The sequence below is a fragment of the Pseudomonas sp. LBUM1673 genome (assembly GCF_059695645.1).
Genome location: NZ_CP166780.1, coordinates 4,123,880 through 4,142,335, shown reverse-complemented (window position 1 = coordinate 4,142,335; position 18,456 = coordinate 4,123,880). Strand labels below are relative to the sequence as shown.

Annotated in this window: 25 protein-coding genes; 1 reads left to right on the top strand and 24 read right to left on the bottom strand. The window is 60.1% G+C overall.

All coding sequences use genetic code 11. The features are described from left to right. Positions 1-31 precede the first annotated feature (31 nt). From ACA044_RS19100 to ACA044_RS19030, 15 genes are all read right to left on the bottom strand, one after another. Complete coding sequence (locus ACA044_RS19100) at positions 32-883, bottom strand: DNA cytosine methyltransferase (RefSeq protein ID WP_497442788.1); 852 nt, start codon at positions 881-883, stop codon at positions 32-34. Further along, on the bottom strand, positions 844-1,044 hold the full coding sequence (locus ACA044_RS19095; RefSeq protein WP_497442787.1) for a Com family DNA-binding transcriptional regulator: 201 nt from the start codon (positions 1,042-1,044) through the stop codon (positions 844-846). Before ACA044_RS19095 ends, ACA044_RS19100 begins: the two co-directional genes overlap by 40 nt. A 74-nt stretch (positions 1,045-1,118) precedes the next feature. Continuing rightward, on the bottom strand, positions 1,119-2,387 hold the full coding sequence (locus ACA044_RS19090; RefSeq protein ID WP_497442786.1) for a phage late control D family protein: 1,269 nt from the start codon (positions 2,385-2,387) through the stop codon (positions 1,119-1,121). Continuing rightward, complete coding sequence (locus tag ACA044_RS19085) at positions 2,384-2,824, bottom strand: phage tail protein (RefSeq protein ID WP_497442785.1); 441 nt, start codon at positions 2,822-2,824, stop codon at positions 2,384-2,386. The genes ACA044_RS19090 and ACA044_RS19085 overlap by 4 nt, the downstream gene beginning before the upstream one ends. 5 nt (positions 2,825-2,829) lie before the next feature. Continuing rightward, positions 2,830-5,382, bottom strand: a complete 2,553-nt coding sequence (locus ACA044_RS19080; RefSeq protein ID WP_497442784.1) for a phage tail tape measure protein — start codon at positions 5,380-5,382, stop codon at positions 2,830-2,832. Continuing rightward, positions 5,372-5,491 carry a GpE family phage tail protein gene (locus ACA044_RS19075; RefSeq protein ID WP_111450164.1) on the bottom strand — a complete coding sequence of 40 codons (120 nt, stop codon included), beginning with the start codon at positions 5,489-5,491 and terminating at the stop codon, positions 5,372-5,374. The genes ACA044_RS19080 and ACA044_RS19075 overlap by 11 nt, the downstream gene beginning before the upstream one ends. 8 nt (positions 5,492-5,499) lie before the next feature. Next, positions 5,500-5,820, bottom strand: coding sequence for a phage tail assembly protein (locus tag ACA044_RS19070; protein WP_497442783.1), 321 nt, complete (start codon positions 5,818-5,820; stop codon positions 5,500-5,502). Positions 5,821-5,847: 27 nt separating this feature from the next. Beyond that, complete coding sequence (locus ACA044_RS19065) at positions 5,848-6,363, bottom strand: phage major tail tube protein (RefSeq protein WP_497442782.1); 516 nt, start codon at positions 6,361-6,363, stop codon at positions 5,848-5,850. A gap of 15 nt (positions 6,364-6,378) precedes the next feature. Continuing rightward, positions 6,379-7,548: a phage tail sheath protein gene (locus ACA044_RS19060; protein WP_497442781.1), complete on the bottom strand. Its 1,170-nt coding sequence runs from the start codon at positions 7,546-7,548 to the stop codon at positions 6,379-6,381. Positions 7,549-7,655: 107 nt separating this feature from the next. Continuing rightward, on the bottom strand, positions 7,656-8,060 hold the full coding sequence (locus ACA044_RS19055; protein ID WP_497442780.1) for a phage tail assembly chaperone: 405 nt from the start codon (positions 8,058-8,060) through the stop codon (positions 7,656-7,658). Between the two features lie 3 nt (positions 8,061-8,063). Then, positions 8,064-9,299, bottom strand: a complete 1,236-nt coding sequence (locus ACA044_RS19050) for a phage tail protein (RefSeq protein ID WP_497442779.1) — start codon at positions 9,297-9,299, stop codon at positions 8,064-8,066. Next, positions 9,292-9,915 (bottom strand): phage tail protein I, encoded by a 624-nt coding sequence (locus ACA044_RS19045; protein WP_497442778.1) that lies wholly within the window; start codon positions 9,913-9,915, stop codon positions 9,292-9,294. Before ACA044_RS19045 ends, ACA044_RS19050 begins: the two co-directional genes overlap by 8 nt. After that, a complete protein-coding gene (locus tag ACA044_RS19040) occupies positions 9,915-10,826 on the bottom strand; it encodes a baseplate J/gp47 family protein (protein ID WP_497442777.1) in 912 nt (303 codons plus the stop codon). Before ACA044_RS19040 ends, ACA044_RS19045 begins: the two co-directional genes overlap by 1 nt. Continuing rightward, positions 10,823-11,167, bottom strand: coding sequence for a GPW/gp25 family protein (locus tag ACA044_RS19035; RefSeq protein ID WP_497442776.1), 345 nt, complete (start codon positions 11,165-11,167; stop codon positions 10,823-10,825). Before ACA044_RS19035 ends, ACA044_RS19040 begins: the two co-directional genes overlap by 4 nt. After that, a complete protein-coding gene (locus tag ACA044_RS19030) occupies positions 11,164-11,736 on the bottom strand; it encodes a phage baseplate assembly protein V (protein ID WP_497442775.1) in 573 nt (190 codons plus the stop codon). The genes ACA044_RS19035 and ACA044_RS19030 overlap by 4 nt, the downstream gene beginning before the upstream one ends. Positions 11,737-11,923: 187 nt before the next feature. Between ACA044_RS19030 and ACA044_RS19025 the strand changes: the two genes are divergently transcribed. Next, positions 11,924-12,778, top strand: a complete 855-nt coding sequence (locus ACA044_RS19025; protein WP_497442774.1) for a DUF2806 domain-containing protein — start codon at positions 11,924-11,926, stop codon at positions 12,776-12,778. Here ACA044_RS19025 and ACA044_RS19020 read toward each other — a convergent pair. From ACA044_RS19020 to ACA044_RS18980, 9 genes are all read right to left on the bottom strand, one after another. Continuing rightward, positions 12,775-13,278, bottom strand: a complete 504-nt coding sequence (locus ACA044_RS19020) for a phage virion morphogenesis protein (protein ID WP_497442773.1) — start codon at positions 13,276-13,278, stop codon at positions 12,775-12,777. The genes ACA044_RS19025 and ACA044_RS19020 overlap by 4 nt on opposite strands. Next, complete coding sequence (locus ACA044_RS19015; protein ID WP_497442772.1) at positions 13,275-13,751, bottom strand: phage tail protein; 477 nt, start codon at positions 13,749-13,751, stop codon at positions 13,275-13,277. The genes ACA044_RS19020 and ACA044_RS19015 overlap by 4 nt, the downstream gene beginning before the upstream one ends. Next, on the bottom strand, positions 13,748-14,635 hold the full coding sequence (locus ACA044_RS19010) for an N-acetylmuramidase domain-containing protein (protein WP_497442771.1): 888 nt from the start codon (positions 14,633-14,635) through the stop codon (positions 13,748-13,750). Before ACA044_RS19010 ends, ACA044_RS19015 begins: the two co-directional genes overlap by 4 nt. Continuing rightward, the gene (locus ACA044_RS19005) at positions 14,632-14,934 is read right to left on the bottom strand and encodes a phage holin, lambda family (RefSeq protein WP_497442770.1); all 303 of its coding nucleotides are present in this window, start codon (positions 14,932-14,934) and stop codon (positions 14,632-14,634) included. The genes ACA044_RS19010 and ACA044_RS19005 overlap by 4 nt, the downstream gene beginning before the upstream one ends. Before the next feature lie 30 nt (positions 14,935-14,964). Then, the gene (locus tag ACA044_RS19000; protein WP_497442769.1) at positions 14,965-15,177 is read right to left on the bottom strand and encodes a tail protein X; all 213 of its coding nucleotides are present in this window, start codon (positions 15,175-15,177) and stop codon (positions 14,965-14,967) included. Continuing rightward, complete coding sequence (locus ACA044_RS18995; protein ID WP_497442768.1) at positions 15,177-15,638, bottom strand: head completion/stabilization protein; 462 nt, start codon at positions 15,636-15,638, stop codon at positions 15,177-15,179. Before ACA044_RS18995 ends, ACA044_RS19000 begins: the two co-directional genes overlap by 1 nt. 103 nt (positions 15,639-15,741) lie before the next feature. Further along, positions 15,742-16,440, bottom strand: coding sequence for a phage terminase small subunit (locus ACA044_RS18990; protein ID WP_497442767.1), 699 nt, complete (start codon positions 16,438-16,440; stop codon positions 15,742-15,744). Continuing rightward, on the bottom strand, positions 16,437-17,459 hold the full coding sequence (locus tag ACA044_RS18985) for a phage major capsid protein, P2 family (RefSeq protein WP_497442766.1): 1,023 nt from the start codon (positions 17,457-17,459) through the stop codon (positions 16,437-16,439). Before ACA044_RS18985 ends, ACA044_RS18990 begins: the two co-directional genes overlap by 4 nt. A gap of 41 nt (positions 17,460-17,500) precedes the next feature. Next, complete coding sequence (locus tag ACA044_RS18980) at positions 17,501-18,331, bottom strand: GPO family capsid scaffolding protein (protein ID WP_497442765.1); 831 nt, start codon at positions 18,329-18,331, stop codon at positions 17,501-17,503. Between the last annotated feature and the right edge of the window lie 125 nt (positions 18,332-18,456).

Sequence of the window (18,456 nt, the reverse complement as noted above, 5' to 3'; positions counted from 1 at the left end):
CCATGGCTTGCAACGCGCTGACGTCCTCGGATTACCCCACCCGAATCAACCTCCGTCCAATCCACTCCGCGACCTGCGTAACAACGGCGTTTCCGGCAGCGAAAGCCTCTGCAAGGTTGGCCGCATCCAGTCCGAGGCAAAACCCATCATCTTCAGACGCTCGCTGCCGCTCAGCCATCTGATCCCATCCGTTCGCGTGAGCGACGAAAGTGGTACAGCCCAAAGAGATTTGGGAGCCGGCTTTGCTTGCCAATAGAGTATTGGCAGCCCAGGCATCCGCGGGGCGTGGCCATTGGATCGAGCGAGACGCTGGAGGTATTGCGTCCACTGGTGCGGCGTCAGCCAGGAACTCGAAGGGGGGCATTTGTCGATAACCTGCGACCAGGAATATTCGACGACGTTGCTGGGGGACTCCGAAATATTGAGCATTAAGCACTCGCCAAAATCCCACATACCCGCAGTCCGCAAGGGCCCGGATGACTGTTTCAAAGTCTTGGCTATCGTTGACAGCGAGCAGGTTAACGACGTTCTCAAGGACCACCCAGCGAGGTTGAGTTTCTTTGAGGATTCGTATGACCTCCCAGAACAGGCCGCTGCGTTCTCCGCGTAGTCCGCGGCTGTCTCGGTTGCTTTCTCGGGCACCGGCAATACTGATGTCCTGGCAGGGGAAACCGGCGGTGATGACATCGACGGGGGACAGGTTGTGGGCGCCGCATTGGCGCACGTCTTCAAATTGGCGTGCATGGGGAAATCGGTCGGCAAGCACAGCCCGGTTGACCGGGTTGAGTTCAACTTGCCAGGCGCTGCGGTAACCGGCGTTTTCAAATCCGACATCAAAACCTCCTATGCCTGCGAACAGGCTTCCAATGGTGAGCTGCTGCATTCATGAACTCGTTGTTCTGGATGCTCGCGGCACGCTGGGGGGAGGCTCTGGGCCTTCAAGTGGTTCAGTGTCCGGCAACGCGGGCACTTGATCTGTAATTCAAGGAAGCCGCTGGCGGCGGCAAGTTTGCGACAGCAGTGGCCGCAACGTATGTCTTGCATGAAATCGTCCTTGATGGGGAATCAGTCAGTCGTAAGCGTTTCGCGAAATGCCCCGGTTTTATAAACAACCGGGTTCATGTTTTTTCTGCCTGCATCCGCCTCCACTCCCGATCCGTCGCCCGCTTCGCCGTTGTCTCGGTGGTGTACAACCAATGCAACCGCTTCGGCTTGCTCTGATCCCCAGCCGTCACGGTCTTTTCTTTCCCGGTTTTCTTGTCGCGGTAGTGGGCAACGATCCCGGTAAAGTCTCCCTTGTTCTCTTCGGCCAGATCTTCGACGGTGTCCTCCGGCAGTTTGCTCTCCAGCTCCAGGCTGACGGTGTAGCCGTTGTCCGCGCTGAGGGAGTGCTGCACGTTCCCGCCATACCAGATGATTTCGTCGATCTCGTCCTTCACGCCCTGGAGCGTGTAAGTCAGCTCGGGAATCAGGTCCGGCCGTCCCAGTGCCAGCGTGTAGCTGAGCGTGGCGCTGCCGCGTTGCAGGCGATTGAACTCGGCCCGGGCAGCGCGTAAGGCGGACTGGCGGTCGCTGTAGGTGTGGCGCAGGTCCTTGAGGTTTTCGCCGCCGCCGGCGATGGCTTCCTGTTTTTTGGCGCTGTTCACGTCGTAGAAGTAGGCGCGCACGCCGTCGTAGCTGTCGCGGTCGGCTTGCAGGTAGCGGTGCTGGTCGCCGTCAGCGCGGGTCAGGGTGATGTGGGGCAGTTCGGCGCCGGTGGCGGTTTTGCCGCCACCCGCTGGTAGGCAGAGCAGGCAGCCAGCTTTGACGGTGACCACCGCGTCGAATTCTTCCCCTATGCGGCTGATCAGGTTGGCGTCGGATTCGTTGGCCTGATCGAGCTGCAGGATGGGCAAGCCATCGAGGGCGCCGGCAATGATCGCGGTCAGCCCGTTGCCCAGGGCAATGTCGCCCAGCACGTCGCCAAGGGTGATGTTGCTCCAGCTGCGCTCGCGCTTGGTCTTCAGGCCTTTGCGCAGGTCCGCCGATCGGGCTCGGATGCTCAGCACGTCGGGCGCGCCGCTGTGCTCGGCTTCGTCGACCGTGTAGGTACCTTTGTCGACCAGGCCGGTGTCGCTCCAACCGAGCCACAGGCGAATCACTGCACCTTTGGGCGGGATGGCCAGCAGTCCGTCGTGGTCGCTGAGGGTGATGCTCAACTGATCGGCCACGATGCCGCGGTTGTCGGTCAGCTCCAGGCTCATCAGCCGCGGGCTGATCAGTTTGGCGATGTCGTTGCCATCGACCGTGATGCGGAACGCCGGCACCGGGTAGCCGGCTTCGCGGCGGTAGCGTTCGACGGTGTCATCCAGAAAACCGGTGACGCGGGAAAGGGCGGTATCGATCACAGGAACGACCTCATGATGCTAACGCCTGCGCGGGTACCCGCGCCTATGAGGTCGATCCGGTCGTCATCGATGCGCTTGAGGTTGAGGGTAAATTCGATGCGGCGTGGCGTACCGTCGCGGAAGAAGATGGTTTTGGTTTCGCTCAGGCTCTCGATGACCCATAAGCCGTAGATCCGGCCACTGCCTTCGACCATGGGCCAGGCCTTGCCGGTGTTGGCCATCAGGCGCAAAGCGTCGAGGCTGAGGGTGCTGCCGGCCAGTTCCGGCAGGATGATGCCGGGTAGGGTGATCGCGTCTTCACCACGACCCACGAACTGCCGTGCCGGCGCCGCGCCGATGCGACTGTTGCTGGCGTGGCGCCAATCGGTCTGGCGTTGCAGCTCCTGGTAGGCAGCGGTGGAAAGGCTGAATACGAACATGCCCAAGGCAAGCATCATGGGGATCACTCCAGGTCGGATAGTCTGCTGCGTTGACGGGCGCCTTTCTCACTTTCAATGCGGGCCAGTTCGGCGCGCACTGCGCGGGCAATGGTTTGTGCGTCCATGCCTGGCGTTGCAGGAATGTGGATTTCGTAGGTGTCGTGGCTGTCGTAGACGACGCTGTTGGCGTTGCTGATAGGGGCACGGCTATCGACCGTTAAACCTGGCCAAGGCGCTGTACCCAATGCCATGGAGCCGGCCGTGGTGAGCTGCTTGCTAATGTCGGTCATGACGCCCAATGGTCCGCTCTGGCCACCTTCCAGACCTTGAGTCAGGCCGGCCATGGTGAAACCACCCAGTTCGGCAAACACACGCGACGGACTCTGGATGCCGAGCTTTTCCTTGAACCAGCCAATGGTTGAATCGCTGATGTCGCCCATGACGTTCTTGAGCTTGCCGAAGCCCGATTTCAGCCCTTTGACCAAGCCGTCGATGATCATGCCGCCGAACTCGGTGAAGCGACTGGGCAGGTCGATGCCCAGGTACTTCATCACCGCCACGAACGCCTGGTAGATCAGTCCAATGGGGCTGAAGTTGATCAGGACTTTGAGAATCCCGCCTATGCCGTCACTGAACCCGGCTTTGATTTCGCGCCAGGCACCGGTGAAGTACGTTTTCACCGCGTCCCAGTTTTTGTAGATCAGGTAGGCGCCGCCAGCGATGGCCGTGATTGCCAATCCGATGGGGTTGAGTATCAGCGCACGTCCCACCATGAGCAGCGCTTTGCCCACAAAGGGCAGCACTGACTTGCCGAGATTCCACAGCAGGCCGATCAAGCCGGGCAAGCGGATACCCAGTTGCGCGAGCATAAAACGCAGAGCCACAAACGGCAGCAGTACGCTGGCCACTGTGACCAGTAACCCGCCCAGCGCCACGGCCAGCGCTGCGAGGATGGCGACGGTTTTGACGAGGCCAGCGGCGAGGTTCGGGTTTTCGCTGGCCCAGGTTTTGACCCCTCGGATGACTTCGGTGACCGACTGAGTCAGCCCGCGCAACGGTCCATCCTGCTGAGCTTGCAACTCGATGCCCAGATCCTGCCAGGCACTGCTCAAGGTTGTCAGATCGCCCTTGAGGTTGTCGGCCATGATCGAGGCCGTTTGCGAGGCTTCACCCTGACTTTGGCGCAGGCTCACGATGAGTTTTTGCAGGTCACCCGTACCGGCTTGTTCCACCAATTGCGCCATGCCTTTGACCGCTTCTGCACCAGCAATGTCTTTGAGCAATCCACCTTTGTCGGCAGTGCCCAGGGCTTGGGTTTTGTCGTGGATCTCTTTGAGGAGGTCCGGCAGGTTTCGCAGGTTGCCATGGGCATCGGCGGTGGTGACTTTCAGTTGTGCCAAGGCTTTTTCCGCGGCTTTGGGCGGGGTGGCTAGTCGGTTCATGATGGTACTGAGCGCGGTGCCGCCCATGCTGCCCTGCAAACCGGCATCGCCCAATTTACCGGCCATTGCAGCGGCCACCTCAAGCTCGACGCCGTAGGTTTTTGCCATCGGGGCGACGTACTTCATCGTTTCGCCGAGCATCTGCAGGTTGGTGTTGGAGCGCGTGAAGGTGCCCACCAATACATCGCCCAGTTTGCCCATTTGGTCGGCCCGCATGCCGAGCCCAGACAGGATGTTCGAGGCGATATCGGCGGTCTGCGCCAACTCGGCGCCGCCGGCCGTTGCGAGGTCGAGCATCCCCGGCATCGCAGCTTTTATTGCCGCAGGATCGAATCCGGCCATGCCGAGAAAGCCTTGAGCGTCGGCGGTCTGGCCAGCGGTGAATTGCGTTGAGCCGCCCAGTTCTCGCGCTTGCTTGCGCAATGCCCCGAGTGCTTCTGAGTCTTTCTTAAGTCGGGAGATAGCCTGCACTTTGCTCATGCTGGCGTCGAAGTCGATGCCCGGCGTGAGCAGCTTGGTGCCCGCGTACAGCGTTGCACCGCCGCCTGTTATGGCGGTGGTTCCTTTGCCTGCCATGTCGCCGGCGAGACTTCTGGTTTTATCAAAGGTCGCGCGAGCCGCTGCCAAGCGTCTCTGTTGATCGGCCAGCGCGGCCAGTCGCTTGGTTTGTTCGGTGATGCTGTGGTTGGTGGCGTGAACCCTCTCGCGCAATTGACGCTCATGGCTGCCGAGGTTTTGGGTGCTGATCCCGGCGGCATGCAAACGGGTACGCAGGCTCTGAAGCTGTTCGCCCTGTTGCTGATGCTGCTGTTTGAGTTTCTGCGCTTCACGCACGGCGGCGCGAAAGTCTTTGGCCATCGCCTTGGTGGGCACGCCGGTGGCGGCAAACTGCTGACTGAGTGCCTTGACCTTGTCGCGGGCGGCGTTTAGGGCTTGCTCGGTCTGATGGACTGCAGCGCGCAGGGTACGCCAGGCGCTGACATCTTTCTGTTGGGCGTTGAGTGCCTTGAGGCGATCGCGCGCATCTTTCAGGGCGCGGGCGGCGCCAATGCTCTCGTTATTGATTGCCTTCAGCGGGCGCGTGGCCTTGTCTATGGCGCTCAGCAGCACCCGAAGTTTTAAATCATTCGCCATCGGCGACACTCCGCACCCTGGCGCGCTCGCGCCATTCCATCAGTTCTTGTAGGCCCAGCTGATCCATATCAGCCGGCGCCCAGTGAAAGACCACCGCCAAGTCGGCCATGGCGTCCTCTACGCAACGAGGGAGGCGTCCGTCTTCACCGATTTCTGCAACAAAAAACCGGAAATCTTGCTGCCGCACGCGAGCAGGTCGGCCGGGTCCATGCCGGCGGCTTCCGGTGCGGTGATGCCTGGGCTGGTGATGCGCGGCAGGATCTTGATCAGCGTGGCCACGTCCATGTTCAACAACTCCACCAACTGCACGCCGCGCAATTCGCCGGACTGTGGTTTTCGTAAGGTGAGGGTGTCGATCGTGCTTTTGCCCCGAGTGATCGGCGTGTCGAGGGTGACGGTGTTGTCTTCTGCAATGGGCTGAACTTCGATGGTTTGCATGGGTTTTCCAGAGGGCTGTGGGAGGGGTTAGAGGCCAATGGCGGCGCGCTGCTTTTCAAGCAGGTCTACGCCGTTGACCTTCTCGATGAAATTGAGCAAGTCGATCTCGATGATGTCTTCGTTGTCGACGATCAACTTGTAGTAGGAGCAGGTGGTGGTGACGCTGTGTTCGGTGTCTTCGCCGGGCTCGTGGTCACCCATGGAGAGGGTTTCGTGGCGGCCGCGCAGGACCACTTCCACGGCGCTGACGTCGCCGGTGTCGTCCTGCTGGAAAGATCCGGCGAACCGCAGTGCAATGCCCGACGCGTTGACGGCGCCGAACTGGCGCAGGGAAATCAGGTCGAGGCCGCCGGTCTTCCATTCGAACTGGATGCCGTCGTCGGAGAAGCCCAGGTCAGCCTTGACCGGGCCATTCATGCCGCCGCCGCGATAGGCTTCCATCTTGCGACCGAGCGGGGGCAGGGTGACCGACTTCACCACGCCGACGTAGCTGTTGGCGTCATTGAACAGATTGAGGTTTTTGAGTTTGCGCGGCATGGCCATAGCGCTGTTCTCCGGTTAGCGATTGATCTGGCTGGCGAAGTTGATGAGGTAGCGGTCGGTGATGCGCTGGCGCAGGGTGAGGTCTTCCAGCGGCGGGACCGGCGTGTAGTCGTAATCGAGCCAGAGCTTGCCGGCCTTGAGGGTGTCCTTGGTGTTGATGTCTTCGGGGTACCAGCAGCTCCCACCGATCAGGTAGCCGGCGGACACCTTGCTGCGGAACTCGGCATTCACACCTTCAATCATGTCGCGCACCAGAGATGCGTGCAGCGGTTTGTCTATGGCCCACATCTGCGTGCCGGCCATGGTGTCGGCCAGCACTTGCGCGGTGCGGGTGTAGCTCTCGAAAGCGAACAGCGGATCGTTGCTGCAAGTGCGGCTGCCCCAGAAGCGCAAACCGCCCTCGTTGATCAGCGTGGTGACCTCGTGGCTATTGAGGTAGTTGGCGTCGGTGGCGGGGTTTTGCAGGTCCCAGAACACGTCGGCGTTGATGCCAGTAACACCGTTGACGGCGATGTTGGAGAGGGTTTTGTGCCAGCCGGTTTGCTGGTCGATTTTGGCGCGCAGGCCGAGGGCGCGAGCGACTGCGGTGGCGTTGACGGTCTTGCTGGTGGCGGTGTCCCAGTTGAGGAAGTCTGGCCAGATAGCCATGACTTCGCGGGCACCGAAATTTTTGCGGTAGGCAACCGCTTCCTCCTTGGTATTACAGCCCCAGGCGCTGACATAACTGAACGCCCGCAGTTGTTGGGCGATGGACACTAGTGCGGTGGCGACGGGGAGGGTGTCCAAGCCTGGGACACCCAGAATGCGCGGTACCAAACCTAGCCTCGACTTGGCCGCGAGCAGTGCTTTCATGCCGGTGTACTTGCCTGTGTCGGTGGTGGTGCCGATCAAGGCGCTGGTGGTCTCGGCTTCATCCTGACCTTCTTTGACACGCACCACGATGACGTAGGGTTTAGTCTGGTCGGCGATGGCTTGCAGGCTGACGGCTAGGGTGCCTTTCACGCCGGCTTTGCCGATGGCGGTCTGGACGTTGGTAATCAGGACAGGGGTGTCAAACGGAAAGACCGTCGCGTCGGCATCGTCGGCGGTGCAGACCATGCCGATTACGGCGGTGGGGATAGTGCGGATAGGGCGGGTGCCGTCGTTGAGTTCGAGCACCCGCACGCCGTGAAGATAATCGGCCATGGGTTTTGCCTGCGCAATGAATGAGATGACAGTGCAAGGCTGCCGCGCGCGCGCCGGATCGGCGAGCGCGGTGGCTTGTAATAAGGGCCGCTACAGGTGGTGGGGAGTTATTGCCGAAAGGCCGCTTCGAGCCATTCGGGGGCCTGCGGTCGTGCGATTTCTTGAGGGAATGCTCCGGACTCCGGCCAATCGCGCAGGGCCTGCCTGAAACTCAAGAGCTGCGCGAATTGTTCGTCGGTGAGCGTGGTGGTGACCGCCATGTCCTGCTGGTCGCGGTGGCGAGCCGCTAGCCACTCGTTGCGGTTCAGCTCGCCGTCGCGCCAGGCTCTTTCGTTCGCCATGCGCGCCTCTGCGGTGGGACCAGGCGCTTCGCTGAAGCCTGTTTCGGTGAACCGCCAGCCGATCTTGACCTGATTGTCACAAGGTTCCCAGTGCCAGGACGCGTGATAGCGGCCCTCGGGGTCGGTATCCGTCAACTCGGTGACGGATTCGTCATTAATCAATGCCCACATAATTCACCACCTTATCGATACAGAGCCGGCAGCGCCGGCACCAGAGAGACCACCGCTGTCCATGCGGCCACCACCGCCGCCGCCGGGGCCTTGACCATTTCTCAACTGCGTTTGCCCAACACCGGAGCCATCGACTACAGCGCCGGCTCCGCCTGGGCCGCCACCGCTGCCAGGGAAACCATATGAGGTTGAATTTGCCCGGCCACCAGACTGGCCGTCACCCAACCCATAATTGATATCCCCGCCTGTTCCAACGCCGCTTTTACCCCCGCCACCACTTGCATCGCCGCCACCACCACCAGTGGCCGACATGAAGCCGCCAAACGAAGAACCCGTACCGGACAGACCAGGGCTGCCGCTGACGCTATAGGACACGCCTGCGCCGCCGGCACCGACCGTGACCGTAATGACCGTTCCAGGTACAAGGGTCACCAAACCTTCAGCAACCCCACCTCCACCGCCACCAGGACCGAATACCTGGCTGTTTCGACCACCACCTCCTGCACCCTTCACGACCACATAACCCTTGGTGGCGCCGGCAGGAACAGTCCACTGATAGACTCCTGCTACGGCCCAAGCCATCGATCCTCGGTAAGGCAAATCGGTGATCCCGGCGCGGGTCAGATCTTTCGGGTGAACGTGATCCTCACGGGAATAGTTTTCCGACTGGCCGGGTGCTGCGGTGGCGTCGGCCTTGGGCAAGTCGTCGGAGGCCAGATCCTTGACGAAGTCCTCTGTCGCGAGGCCGTCGATGGCTGCTGCCACTTTCTCGTCAACATAGCGCCGTGTGGCGAGTACCACGCTGGGGTCAATCTTGAGCTGAATGTTGGCCGTCCCGTTGGTGATGATGTGCATACGCACCACTTGGTTACGGCCCGAGCCCTGGACGAGCAGCGGCTTGTAGCTGGGGGCGACGTTGGCCACCGCAGAGAACACACCGTCCTTATCCTCGATGGCCAGTTCCCGAATCCACCAGCCACCGACATCAGGCGGCAGGACGACTTCGGCGATCAGCACGTTGGCGTCTGTTGGCGACACGCGCAGTTGGTTGATCTGCGCGCGGTGTCGTTGATTGATCAGTTGAGTTTGGGTCGGGCTGGGTACCGGGTCGGTGCCATTGGCATCACCGATCAGCATATGGCTCGGTTCCCACGGGATGCCGAGGGCGTCGCAGTTGGTTTTCTTGGCAGCGCCCAGCGTCGTCAGCATGCCGCCGAAAATAGAGTTCTGATCAACCATGGGGGTACACATCCAGTTCGTCGAGGGTGTAAAGGCTCACGCCGCTGAAGCCCTGAACCGTCACGTCGATATCCGGGTTAGTCCAGGGGTAGACGTCGATTTCGTCGCCGTCGTACACGGCGAAACCGACGTGGGCGTCGAGTCGGGTTTCTAGAATGATGTCGAGGCCGGACAGGTGCCGGGTCAGCGGTTTGGCGTCATCGATGAGCCAGACCAGTTCCTGGTACATCGCTTCGGTGATGCCGGTGTCGAGCACACCGATTCTCAGCGCGAAGGTGGCGCGTGGGCCTTGTGGCACGGTCTGCCACCACTCCACGACCTCAATCAGGTAACCCAGCGGCTCTACCACACGCCGTAGCGCGCCGATGGTGCCCTTGTGTGAGTGAACGTAATACGCAGCCCGGCAGGCGGCGCGCTTGGCGGCTTCTGTCCATTTGCTGTCCCAACGATCCACCGAGAACGCCCAAGCCAGATACGGCAGCAGGGGCAGGGGGCATAGATCCGGGTTGTACAGCGTGCGCAACGGGATCGGCACGCGCTGGATCTGCGCGACGGCCATAGCCGCCTGGCGTTCCAACGGCGTCGAGTTACTTGGCAGCAGCGGCTGGTCGGCCATCACTCAACCCCCAATGCCAATTCAATGTGCGTGCAGTACGGCGCCTGATATTTGGTGGCGACGATGTCCGTCCAACCCTCCAGCACGACCTTGCGCACACCCTCCACATGCAGCGCGGCATGGATGATCGATTCGGACACCTCCAGTGCCAGGCGACGACGCTGATGCACGAACTGAAGCAATCGCGCTTCAGCCGCGGCGAGGATCAGTTCCGTTTCTGGACCGGAGGTCAGCGGGTAGAGCTTGGCCTTGATCTGGTAGTTGATGATTTCCGCGCCTTGAACGGTCAGGCGATCCGCAACCGGGCGGCGGTCGTCGTCGCTGAGGTAGGCTGCGACCTTGTCGAGCAGGGCCGGCGAGGCGGTGCCATCGCCCAACACGGATTGCACGGTGACCACGGCTTCGGCCGGCGCTGGGCTTTCGGCGGTGGCGTCGGCGACCTGACCGTCTGCGGAGCGTGCATGGAAGATGTAGCTATTGCGCGGGCCGGCGGTGCTGAGGCCTTCCCATGCCATTTGCGCGCGCTCGCGTAGGCTGTCGTCGCTTTCCATCAGTTTTGGAAGCGGAGGTACGGCCGAGGGATTGGCTGCCTGAATGAGCAGCCGCTTGACGTTGAAGTTAGCGGCCAGGTTTTCGAGGTCGGTCCCCTTGGCCAGGGCGAGCATGTTGGCGACGGAGGCTTCATTGACCCGCTGACGCCAGATGGTTTCGCGGTAGGCGTTTTCTTCGAGTAATTTGGTCAGCGGCTCCGATTCCATGTCGAGGCGGGCGGCGATTTCCACTTGTTCTTCGGCTGGCCAGAGGCTGATGGCGTAGGCCTTGCGCTCGGCGAGAATCTGCTCGTAGTCGATCTGTTCGACGATCTGTGGCGCCGGCAGTTGGCCGAGGTCGATGGCGACGAAGGTGTTCATGCGCTGCCCCCCAAGTGCAGAGGCACGCTCAGGCTCAGCGGCTGGTTGCCGTCGACAATGGTGCCCTCAAAGTCCAGTGACGCCTGACCTTGCAGATTCGCCCCGACAAACTGCACACGGCTAAGGCTGATGCGGGTTTCCCAGCGCATCAGGGCCATGACGGTGGCGGCGTAGACCTGCAAGCGGGTGAAATCGTTGAACGGCTGATCCACCAGCTCGGGCAGTAAGCTGCCGTACTCGCGGCGCATTACGCGGGTGCCTATTCGGGTGGTCAGGATGTCGGTGATGGACTGGGCGATGTGTTCGACCAGGCCGAGGGTGGCGCCGGTTTCTCGGTTCATTCCGGCTTCCCTGTTTTGCCACTGCCAGTCATCACGCCGCCATGCGGGTGGTTGACCAAGCTGATGTCGGCCGCGACCACATCCACCGACACGGTGACCTTGCCGGTGATGGTCTGATTGCCGGTCTGGGTGTAGTCACCCTCATGGGTGATTGGGCCGACGATGCGGATGCCGCCGGTGCTGGTCAGGTTGGTGGTGCCGCCTTCGGCCAGCGTGGCGTTCAGGTGATGCGTGATGCTGTCGTATTCGATCACGGTGCCGTCGCGGTAGGTGCAGCGATGCAGGCCTTCGCGGTCACCGTTGGCCGGGGTGTGATCGCTGAACAGACCGGTCAGGACGATGCCATTGCCGAGCTGGCCAGAGGGGCTGAACAGGATGACTTGCTCGTCAACGGTGGGCGGGTTCCACTCGCGGTCGGCGCCGGCTCGCGGGGCGATCCACGGCAGCCAACCGGTGGTCAGTGTTCCGGTTTTGACCTGCACACGCGGGGGCTTCATCTGGACGGCGGCGATGGTGCCGAAGCGGATGAGGTTTTCGATCAGGCGGGCAAGGGTGGCTAAGTCGTTCATGTCACCAATGGTGGCGCTGGACCTTCGTGCAAGCACGTAATATTGTTTGTAGTGTCACTTACTACAAACAACATGTATTTTTTGTGTTTGTATTGAGCGAAATTTCTCAAGTGGCTAGCTGCTTTAGCTCCTATGAGGTTTTGAGTCGTTATAATATTTAATGGCGTTGAATAAAGGGGCGGTAGATATGAGTGATGGGTTTTCTTTGATCGATATTAAAGGCATCTCAGAACCACTGACGAAGCTAATTGAGTCGGTCTCAAAGGGCATTGGTGCTTTGTACGAGCCTACTGGAAAAGTTCGTAATGCTAAGGCAGAAGCCAAAGCAAATTTGATTTTGGCAAAGGCGAATGCTCAAGTCGATGCGGTATCGCTCAGAGCGTTGGAACGTATGAATTACCGAGAAATTAGGCGTCAAAACAATATTGATGCAATAGTGATAGGGGCCGCTGAATATCTCCCGAATGAAGTTTCGGTACAGGAGGTAGATGAAGACTGGATTGTCAATTTTTTTGATCTCGGACAAGATATTGGCAATGTTGAGATGCAAAAGATTTGGTCCAAGCTTTTAGCCGGAGAGGTAGCAAGGCCGGGGAGTTTTAAGCCCCGTACTCTTCAAGCCGTAAAGTCTCTTACTCCAGAGGAGGCAAATCTGTTCACTCGATTGTGTAGTTTTTCTTTTTTGATGGACGATGGAAGTCGAGTTTTACCAGTTTTTTCAACGGGTTTTTATGAGTTTGTACGAGTAAATGGTCTTACAACTGACAATGAAACTCATCTTAAGGATATTGGCCTGCTGAATAATGGATTTATTTGGTATGGTGCTCAAGAAGATGATCCTGATAAAGTTTTTCTGAATTATTTTTCTGATGGTTATTATATTGTTCCTGAATCTTCTGATAAGAGGTTGGATGTGGCTTATACGAAAGTGTTTCCCTTTACTGGCGTAGGGTGCGAACTAGCTAGCATTGCGGGGGCGCAGCCTGACAAAGAATATATTAAAGTTTTGTGTGATGAATCGGCTATTTTTCCCGCTGTTTAGTGTCTAGTTGTTTTAAGGTTTTGTTTTTTATTCTGTTTTTGTTGTGGTGTTAGGTTTCGGAGTATTACTTCTTGAATTAGATAAATGTCCGTTTCTGTAAAGCCTAGCACTTCCCGTTGTACGTACTGCACATAAGGGGCACCATGTTCGGCGCGGTCTTTCAAACCGTACTGGTGCACCCTGGCAATTCGCGCAATGCGTCCCGTGAATCCAACGTTGATTATATTGCCATCAACCCGGACCTTCAAAAGTCTGGCGGTACGCAGCTTCTGGAACATCTGAACCTTTCGCTTCACCCGTTCCTGTTTACCCCGCAGATTACTCTGTTTACGCGGCGCGTACTTGCTGCCATCCGGATTGCGCTGGGCAATGATTCGTTGCTGTTGGCTGCGGCGCAACGCCTGGCCGAGGCTGGGAGCCAGCTTGTTCCGCGATGCCGGTTCAAGCTGCCCAAGCAGGCCGGCTGCCCAGTCTTCCAGCGCTTCCAGGCGGTTGGTCATTCTGGCAGCACCCATTCGCTACCGGTGCCCTGCGCTCCGGGTACCCAGTTTGGATCGAGGAATGCGGCGGCCCTCTGTGGTTCGCCGGGATGTCGGATGGTGGTGTTGCCCTGGTCGTCCTTACCCACCACCACCCGTTCGGTCAGTGGCAGAGTCAAACTCAGATCGACTTTACTGTTGTCAAGGATGTCGGCCTCGAACTGAATGCCGTCAGCGGATTTGTTCAGGTTTTCCAGCAACTGAGAATGATGCACGCTTACCCAGCCAAGCACCGGCAGCATGACGCTGTCGGGATGCCCGGCGAAATCAGTGAGGATGATCTGCAGCTCATAACTGTATTCGAATGACAGGCTCGCGGCCGCTGTGCAGCGGACCTTGCCATTGTCGATGAAGATCAGCAGTCGGTCGGGGCTGTGCTGGAGTTCGGGTATGGTGGCGAGCAGATGGGTGCGCAGGCTTTCGGGTTTGTTCATGGGGAGGCCTGCTGCTGTTGAGGGACGCTTGCAGGCCGCGGTGCATCGACGCGGTTCTGCCCGCAGTCACATTTAGCGTGCCGTTCGTAGGCGCGTTGGGGTTTGATGTCGTACAGGTTTCGTCGATAGTCTGGCCCGTTGTAGTGCTTGGCGAACACAGCCCATTGGCGGGTCTTCAGTGCCTTGTACAGGCTGGGGTCGGTCTCGATGAAGCGGACGAAGGCGTCGAATTGTTGTGACTCGTTTGCGCTCATGGCAGCGACGAAGTCTTGCACGCTGGCATAGCCCAAGCGTTTCCAGTGAAAGCCCATGATCTGAAAGGCGCCCCAGGAGGCGGATTCCGGGGCGGAAATGTTGTCAAGAACGCGGGCGCTGCCTAGCCGCTGATGTTCGGCGGCGCCGCCGATGTAGCCACCGGCTTTCGGGTTGACGATGGTCGGGTGGGCGGTGGCGAGTTGATCGGCGCGGCGTTTGAGTTCGCCGGGGTTATCGCGTTCATGGCGAACTTTCGAAAGCTGGCGGTACATGATGTGCCGCTCGAACAGGATCACCGGCTTGCCGATGTCGAGAAAACCGCGGCCCTTTGATTCGACTTCGTTGACGGCGTAGAGGTTTGCCAGCGGCATGTCGAGACGTTGTGCGGCGTTGACCAGGTCTGCGTGCTTCAGCAACTGCTCGCAGTCATCGCCGGCGAGCGCTGCCAGTGTTTTGCTGCCGGCGATGCCATCTGTGACCAGACCGACGCTCAGCTGATAGGCACGCATGGCTACTTCAGTGGCGTCGCCGTAGTGCCCGTCAACGATCAGTCGGGCGCCGTTATTGTTCAGGTTGGTTTGCAGGTGGCGTACCGCTTGCGAGCGGTCGCCGTGACGTAATGAGCTCATCGTGAGGCTTCCTTGCGAATGAAAAATTTCCTGGCTGCGGCGCGGGTTCCTTCCACGCCGAGCAAGCCGATAATACCGCCGAAAAAAGGCGCAGTGGTGGCGGAAATACCCAGCAATGGCAAGCCATGGCTGGCGGCCAGTGCCAGTGCGCCGCACAGTGGGGCTTCAATGGTCATGCGGCGCAAAGTGCCACCGCCGTAGATGATGCGAAGGGCGGCGATGATCAGGGCCAGCAAGCCGGCGTAGAGGGTCGGCCAGTGCTGTTCGAGCCAGGCCCAGGTGTCGGGACGGTCAGGCATGCGCATGGCTCCAGTGTCCAGAGTGGTAGGTCAGTCCCATAGGTTCACCATCTGCCGCTGCGGCGCGGCGGTTTGCGCTTCAGGCATTTGCACGGTTAGGCCCTGGGGCAGAACCGGGCCGTGATCGGCGAGGCCGGGGTTGGTTTTGAGCACGGCTTCGGTCACGCCAGCGGTGCGACCGTAGTGACGCCAGCACAGCACGTCGACGGTGTCGTGTTGCTGGGTGCGGACAGTGACGGGCATCAGATCAACTCCACGGTGGTGCGGCCGAGGCCGAGGAAATCACGCACGGCCCAGCGCTGGTCGCGGCGTAGTTCGTCGATGGCCGGGGTGAGGTCGTCGGCGTTCTGGTGACCAATGTGGGTGGTGTCGTAGGAGCGATAGCGTTCGCAGATTTCCGCGCCGGTGGCGGCGTAAAGGGCACGCCGGTAGAGGTGGATGTACTCGGACACGTTTTTGATCTTGCCGGCTGGCACATCGGCCAGCGTGGCATAGCCGTCGGCTTGTTTGGTCTGGTGCCAATCCGCGAGTTCGCGATTGAGGCTGATGGCGGCGGCGATGGTCGCGGTTTCCAGCCGGATCGCCGTGACACTGGCGTCGAGGCGCAGGGTGCCGCGCACGTCGTCGAGGTCGATGGAGGGCCAGAAGGGGTCGGTGTTGATGTGGCCGGCGGGCGCTTTGCCGCTGGCGATGAATCCGCTCATGTCAGTGCGCTCTTCAATGGGTCGCCGGTGGTCGGGGCTTCACGTTCAGTTACGTGGCCTGGCCGATCCGCCCCGAGCCGGCGGGGTGCGTGGGGACGCTCGGTTAGCCGCCAGTGGCGGTCAATTTATTGAGCAGGCGTTCGGCCCGCTCCAGATCCTTTTTGCCGCCGCAAGCGTCATGCAATGCGATGGCTTTTTTCAGCAGGTCGATGCCCGCTTGCAGCTGGCCGGATTGACCGGGTTGCTCATCGGCAATGCCTTCCAACGTGGCGCGGCCGGTCGCGAGGAACAGCTTGGCGCGGGCTTGGTCGGGCATGTCTTCGGGGTCGGTCAGTTGCGCGGTGCGGTGCAGAATCGCCAGGTCAAACGACTCGCCGATTTTCTGGGCCTTGAACGCCGCGGTGGCGACTTCTTCGGCGACCAGGCAGCCCAACGTGCGGGCGAAGCGATCGGGCATCACCATGTTGTGTTTGAGCACGTAGATGGCGATGTCGAGGCCACCGCTGAAGTCGCCAGCATCGAAGCGCCACACCATGACGGTGGTCAGCACTTCGTCTTGCGCACCCAGACCGGCCTCCAGTACACCTTGCACGTAGGGGACGTAGTCCGGCAGCAACTGGCGTTTGAGTTCGGCCTTGCCTTGATTCGATTGCACCTGTTTCAGGCGCAGGCGGTCTTGCAGCAGCTGGTTGAGCTGATGTTCGTAAGCGTTGGCACCGGCCATGGTTTGGTTGGGCGCGACCGCTGCTGCCTCGATGGCGGCGGTGACGCGTTGGAAATGACGGCGGCAGGGATTGGTCATGGGCGGCCGCCGTCCGCGATGTCGATGTTTTCCGCAAGGGACGCGCATTCCAGATCTTCGATGACGTAGGCGTCGTTGACCGATTCGTAGTTCTCGACGCGGTCGCGCTTGGCGTTGTCGAGGACGGTGCGACGGCGGCTGCCTTCCTGCCAGTAGATCGACAGGTTTTCCAGCTTGGTGACCAGCAGCCCGCGAGCCGGGAAGTAGGGCACACGTACCGCCGGCAAGTTGCCCAGGCGCTTCTGGCTGGTGACGATGTCAGCAGCCAGCATTTCGGTCGGGGCGTGTTCTTTATTGATGATCGGGAAATACTTGTCAGCCAGCAGCTGGCGACCGCAGATCACCACCAGATCCGGGTCTTCCTGATACCAGGGCGCAATGAATTCTTCGATCATGCTGAAGACCAGGGCGTCTAGGTTGGTGAAGTCTTTGCCGGCACCGATGGTGATTTTGTTTGTACCCTCGACGACTTCCTTCATCACCCGGGCGGCGTTCTCGGTGCGCATCTTTTGCAGCCAACCGATGTTGACGTCCTGGCGCAGCGGATTGGTCACCGGGTTCGACGTGGCGGCGCGGCTGGTGCCGTTCCAGCCGATCAGGATGCGGTCCAACGCTTGGCGCTTCAGGATCGCGTCACGGATGCGCGCCTGAAAGTCGGGGAACTTGGCCCAGGCATCCAGCTTGCTGTAGCGCAGGTGGGTGTCGAAGTTGGTCTGCGAGCAGAAGTAGCCGCGGTCATCAAGGGTGGTGATGTCGGTGGTTTCGCGATCCTTCTGGGTGGTGTCGGTGGTGCCGGCGTTCGGCCCGCCAATACCCATCCCGATCTTTTCGCCCATCTGCTCGGTCACGCCGTAGATGTTGATCGCGCTGAGGAACTGACTGGACTCCTGCATGCGGGTTTCCAATGTCTGGGTGACGCTGGGTGCGGTGGCGAATTTGGTGGTGACGTCGGGTACGCCGTGCAGTTTGGTCAACTGGCCGAGGTAGGCATTGAAGAGGTTGCGGGTGTCGTTGCGCATGGAAGTCGTCCTTGGTTATTCGGGGCTGGGTGGGCCGGCTGTTAGCAGTCGGTCATGACCTGGTTTCCGCCGCCGGTTACCGGAGGACGTGTTTTTTGGTTGTGGTCTTGGGTGGTCGAGAGCTTGGTTTTCAGCTCGGTGAAGTCCCGGCTCAGTTGATCGAGCTGGGTTTTTAGCCCAGCGGTGAATGCCTTCTCGGCGGCAAGTTGTTCGGGCAGATCCTTGACGTGTTCGGCGACGGCTTCGACCGCTTCGCTGAACTGGGCGAACTCGTTGTCGTCCTTGGTTTGTTTGCCCTTGAGCAGGACTTGTACCTTGCTGAAGAGCTGGGCGCCGAGGCTCGGTTTTTCTTCGAACTCTTCGAATTTCAACTCGGTCTCCACCGCCTCGGTGAACATCGAGGTCGCGGAATAGTGGCGGTCCTTGAACGGACTGACGTCCGGCTTCTGTGCCGAGAAGGCGAGGACGTCGGTGCCGAGGCTGGCCGGGGAATCAGTGACCGCAAGACCGACGATGTAGGCCTCGCCGGTGTCGGCGAAGCTGTCGTCGATTTCAATCGAGGTGTAGATCTTCTGCTTGGCCTTGTTCATGGCGATCAGGTCGGCGGTGGGCTCGACCTGAGCGAACAGCGCCAGTTTCTTCTGACCGTTGATGTCGATTTCTTCGGTTCTCACCGCGAGGACATCGCCGTAGGCCTTGAACGGGCTGTCCGGAAGCAGGCTGCGGAAATGCTCCAGCCAAATGCGGGCGCCGTAGGTGGACGGGTTAAAGTTCTTGGCGGCCTGTTCCAGCCAGTCGCGTTTGATAGTGCGCTTGTCCGAGGTCGCGCCCTCGACGGCGACGCGGAACCAGTTGCTGCGAAACTTCTTCATGCCGGGAATCCTCAATGCGTGGGGCGCTGAAAGCGGTGCGATGAGGGGCATGGTCGTGACGCGCGCGAGTGGCGACAACGTGGTGGGACTGTAGGGGCGCGGGATACAACGGATGGTGCTATATG

What these genes read in the sequence shown, in the direction of transcription:
- ACA044_RS18980 (WP_497442765.1), bottom strand. Translation starts at nt 18,331, where the DNA reads ATGAAGAAGTTTCGCAGCAACTGGTTCCGCGTCGCCGTCGAGGGCGCG.
- ACA044_RS19010 (WP_497442771.1), bottom strand. Translation starts at nt 14,635, where the DNA reads ATGAGCTCATTACGTCACGGCGACCGCTCGCAAGCGGTACGCCACCTG.
- ACA044_RS18995 (WP_497442768.1), bottom strand. Translation starts at nt 15,638, where the DNA reads ATGAGCGGATTCATCGCCAGCGGCAAAGCGCCCGCCGGCCACATCAAC.
- ACA044_RS18990 (WP_497442767.1), bottom strand. Translation starts at nt 16,440, where the DNA reads ATGACCAATCCCTGCCGCCGTCATTTCCAACGCGTCACCGCCGCCATC.
- ACA044_RS19060 (WP_497442781.1), bottom strand. Translation starts at nt 7,548, where the DNA reads ATGGCCGATTATCTTCACGGCGTGCGGGTGCTCGAACTCAACGACGGC.
- ACA044_RS19025 (WP_497442774.1), top strand. Translation starts at nt 11,924, where the DNA reads ATGAGTGATGGGTTTTCTTTGATCGATATTAAAGGCATCTCAGAACCA.
- ACA044_RS19030 (WP_497442775.1), bottom strand. Translation starts at nt 11,736, where the DNA reads ATGAACGACTTAGCCACCCTTGCCCGCCTGATCGAAAACCTCATCCGC.
- ACA044_RS19045 (WP_497442778.1), bottom strand. Translation starts at nt 9,915, where the DNA reads ATGGCCGACCAGCCGCTGCTGCCAAGTAACTCGACGCCGTTGGAACGC.
- ACA044_RS19020 (WP_497442773.1), bottom strand. Translation starts at nt 13,278, where the DNA reads ATGACCAACCGCCTGGAAGCGCTGGAAGACTGGGCAGCCGGCCTGCTT.
- ACA044_RS19055 (WP_497442780.1), bottom strand. Translation starts at nt 8,060, where the DNA reads ATGTGGGCATTGATTAATGACGAATCCGTCACCGAGTTGACGGATACC.
- ACA044_RS19080 (WP_497442784.1), bottom strand. Translation starts at nt 5,382, where the DNA reads ATGGCGAATGATTTAAAACTTCGGGTGCTGCTGAGCGCCATAGACAAG.
- ACA044_RS19035 (WP_497442776.1), bottom strand. Translation starts at nt 11,167, where the DNA reads ATGAACCGAGAAACCGGCGCCACCCTCGGCCTGGTCGAACACATCGCC.
- ACA044_RS19065 (WP_497442782.1), bottom strand. Translation starts at nt 6,363, where the DNA reads ATGGCCATGCCGCGCAAACTCAAAAACCTCAATCTGTTCAATGACGCC.
- ACA044_RS19085 (WP_497442785.1), bottom strand. Translation starts at nt 2,824, where the DNA reads ATGATGCTTGCCTTGGGCATGTTCGTATTCAGCCTTTCCACCGCTGCC.
- ACA044_RS19000 (WP_497442769.1), bottom strand. Translation starts at nt 15,177, where the DNA reads ATGCCCGTCACTGTCCGCACCCAGCAACACGACACCGTCGACGTGCTG.
- ACA044_RS19015 (WP_497442772.1), bottom strand. Translation starts at nt 13,751, where the DNA reads ATGAACAAACCCGAAAGCCTGCGCACCCATCTGCTCGCCACCATACCC.
- ACA044_RS19050 (WP_497442779.1), bottom strand. Translation starts at nt 9,299, where the DNA reads ATGGTTGATCAGAACTCTATTTTCGGCGGCATGCTGACGACGCTGGGC.
- ACA044_RS19005 (WP_497442770.1), bottom strand. Translation starts at nt 14,934, where the DNA reads ATGCCTGACCGTCCCGACACCTGGGCCTGGCTCGAACAGCACTGGCCG.
- ACA044_RS19095 (WP_497442787.1), bottom strand. Translation starts at nt 1,044, where the DNA reads ATGCAAGACATACGTTGCGGCCACTGCTGTCGCAAACTTGCCGCCGCC.
- ACA044_RS19070 (WP_497442783.1), bottom strand. Translation starts at nt 5,820, where the DNA reads ATGCAAACCATCGAAGTTCAGCCCATTGCAGAAGACAACACCGTCACC.
- ACA044_RS19075 (WP_111450164.1), bottom strand. Translation starts at nt 5,491, where the DNA reads ATGGCCGACTTGGCGGTGGTCTTTCACTGGGCGCCGGCTGATATGGAT.
- ACA044_RS19100 (WP_497442788.1), bottom strand. Translation starts at nt 883, where the DNA reads ATGCAGCAGCTCACCATTGGAAGCCTGTTCGCAGGCATAGGAGGTTTT.
- ACA044_RS18985 (WP_497442766.1), bottom strand. Translation starts at nt 17,459, where the DNA reads ATGCGCAACGACACCCGCAACCTCTTCAATGCCTACCTCGGCCAGTTG.
- ACA044_RS19040 (WP_497442777.1), bottom strand. Translation starts at nt 10,826, where the DNA reads ATGAACACCTTCGTCGCCATCGACCTCGGCCAACTGCCGGCGCCACAG.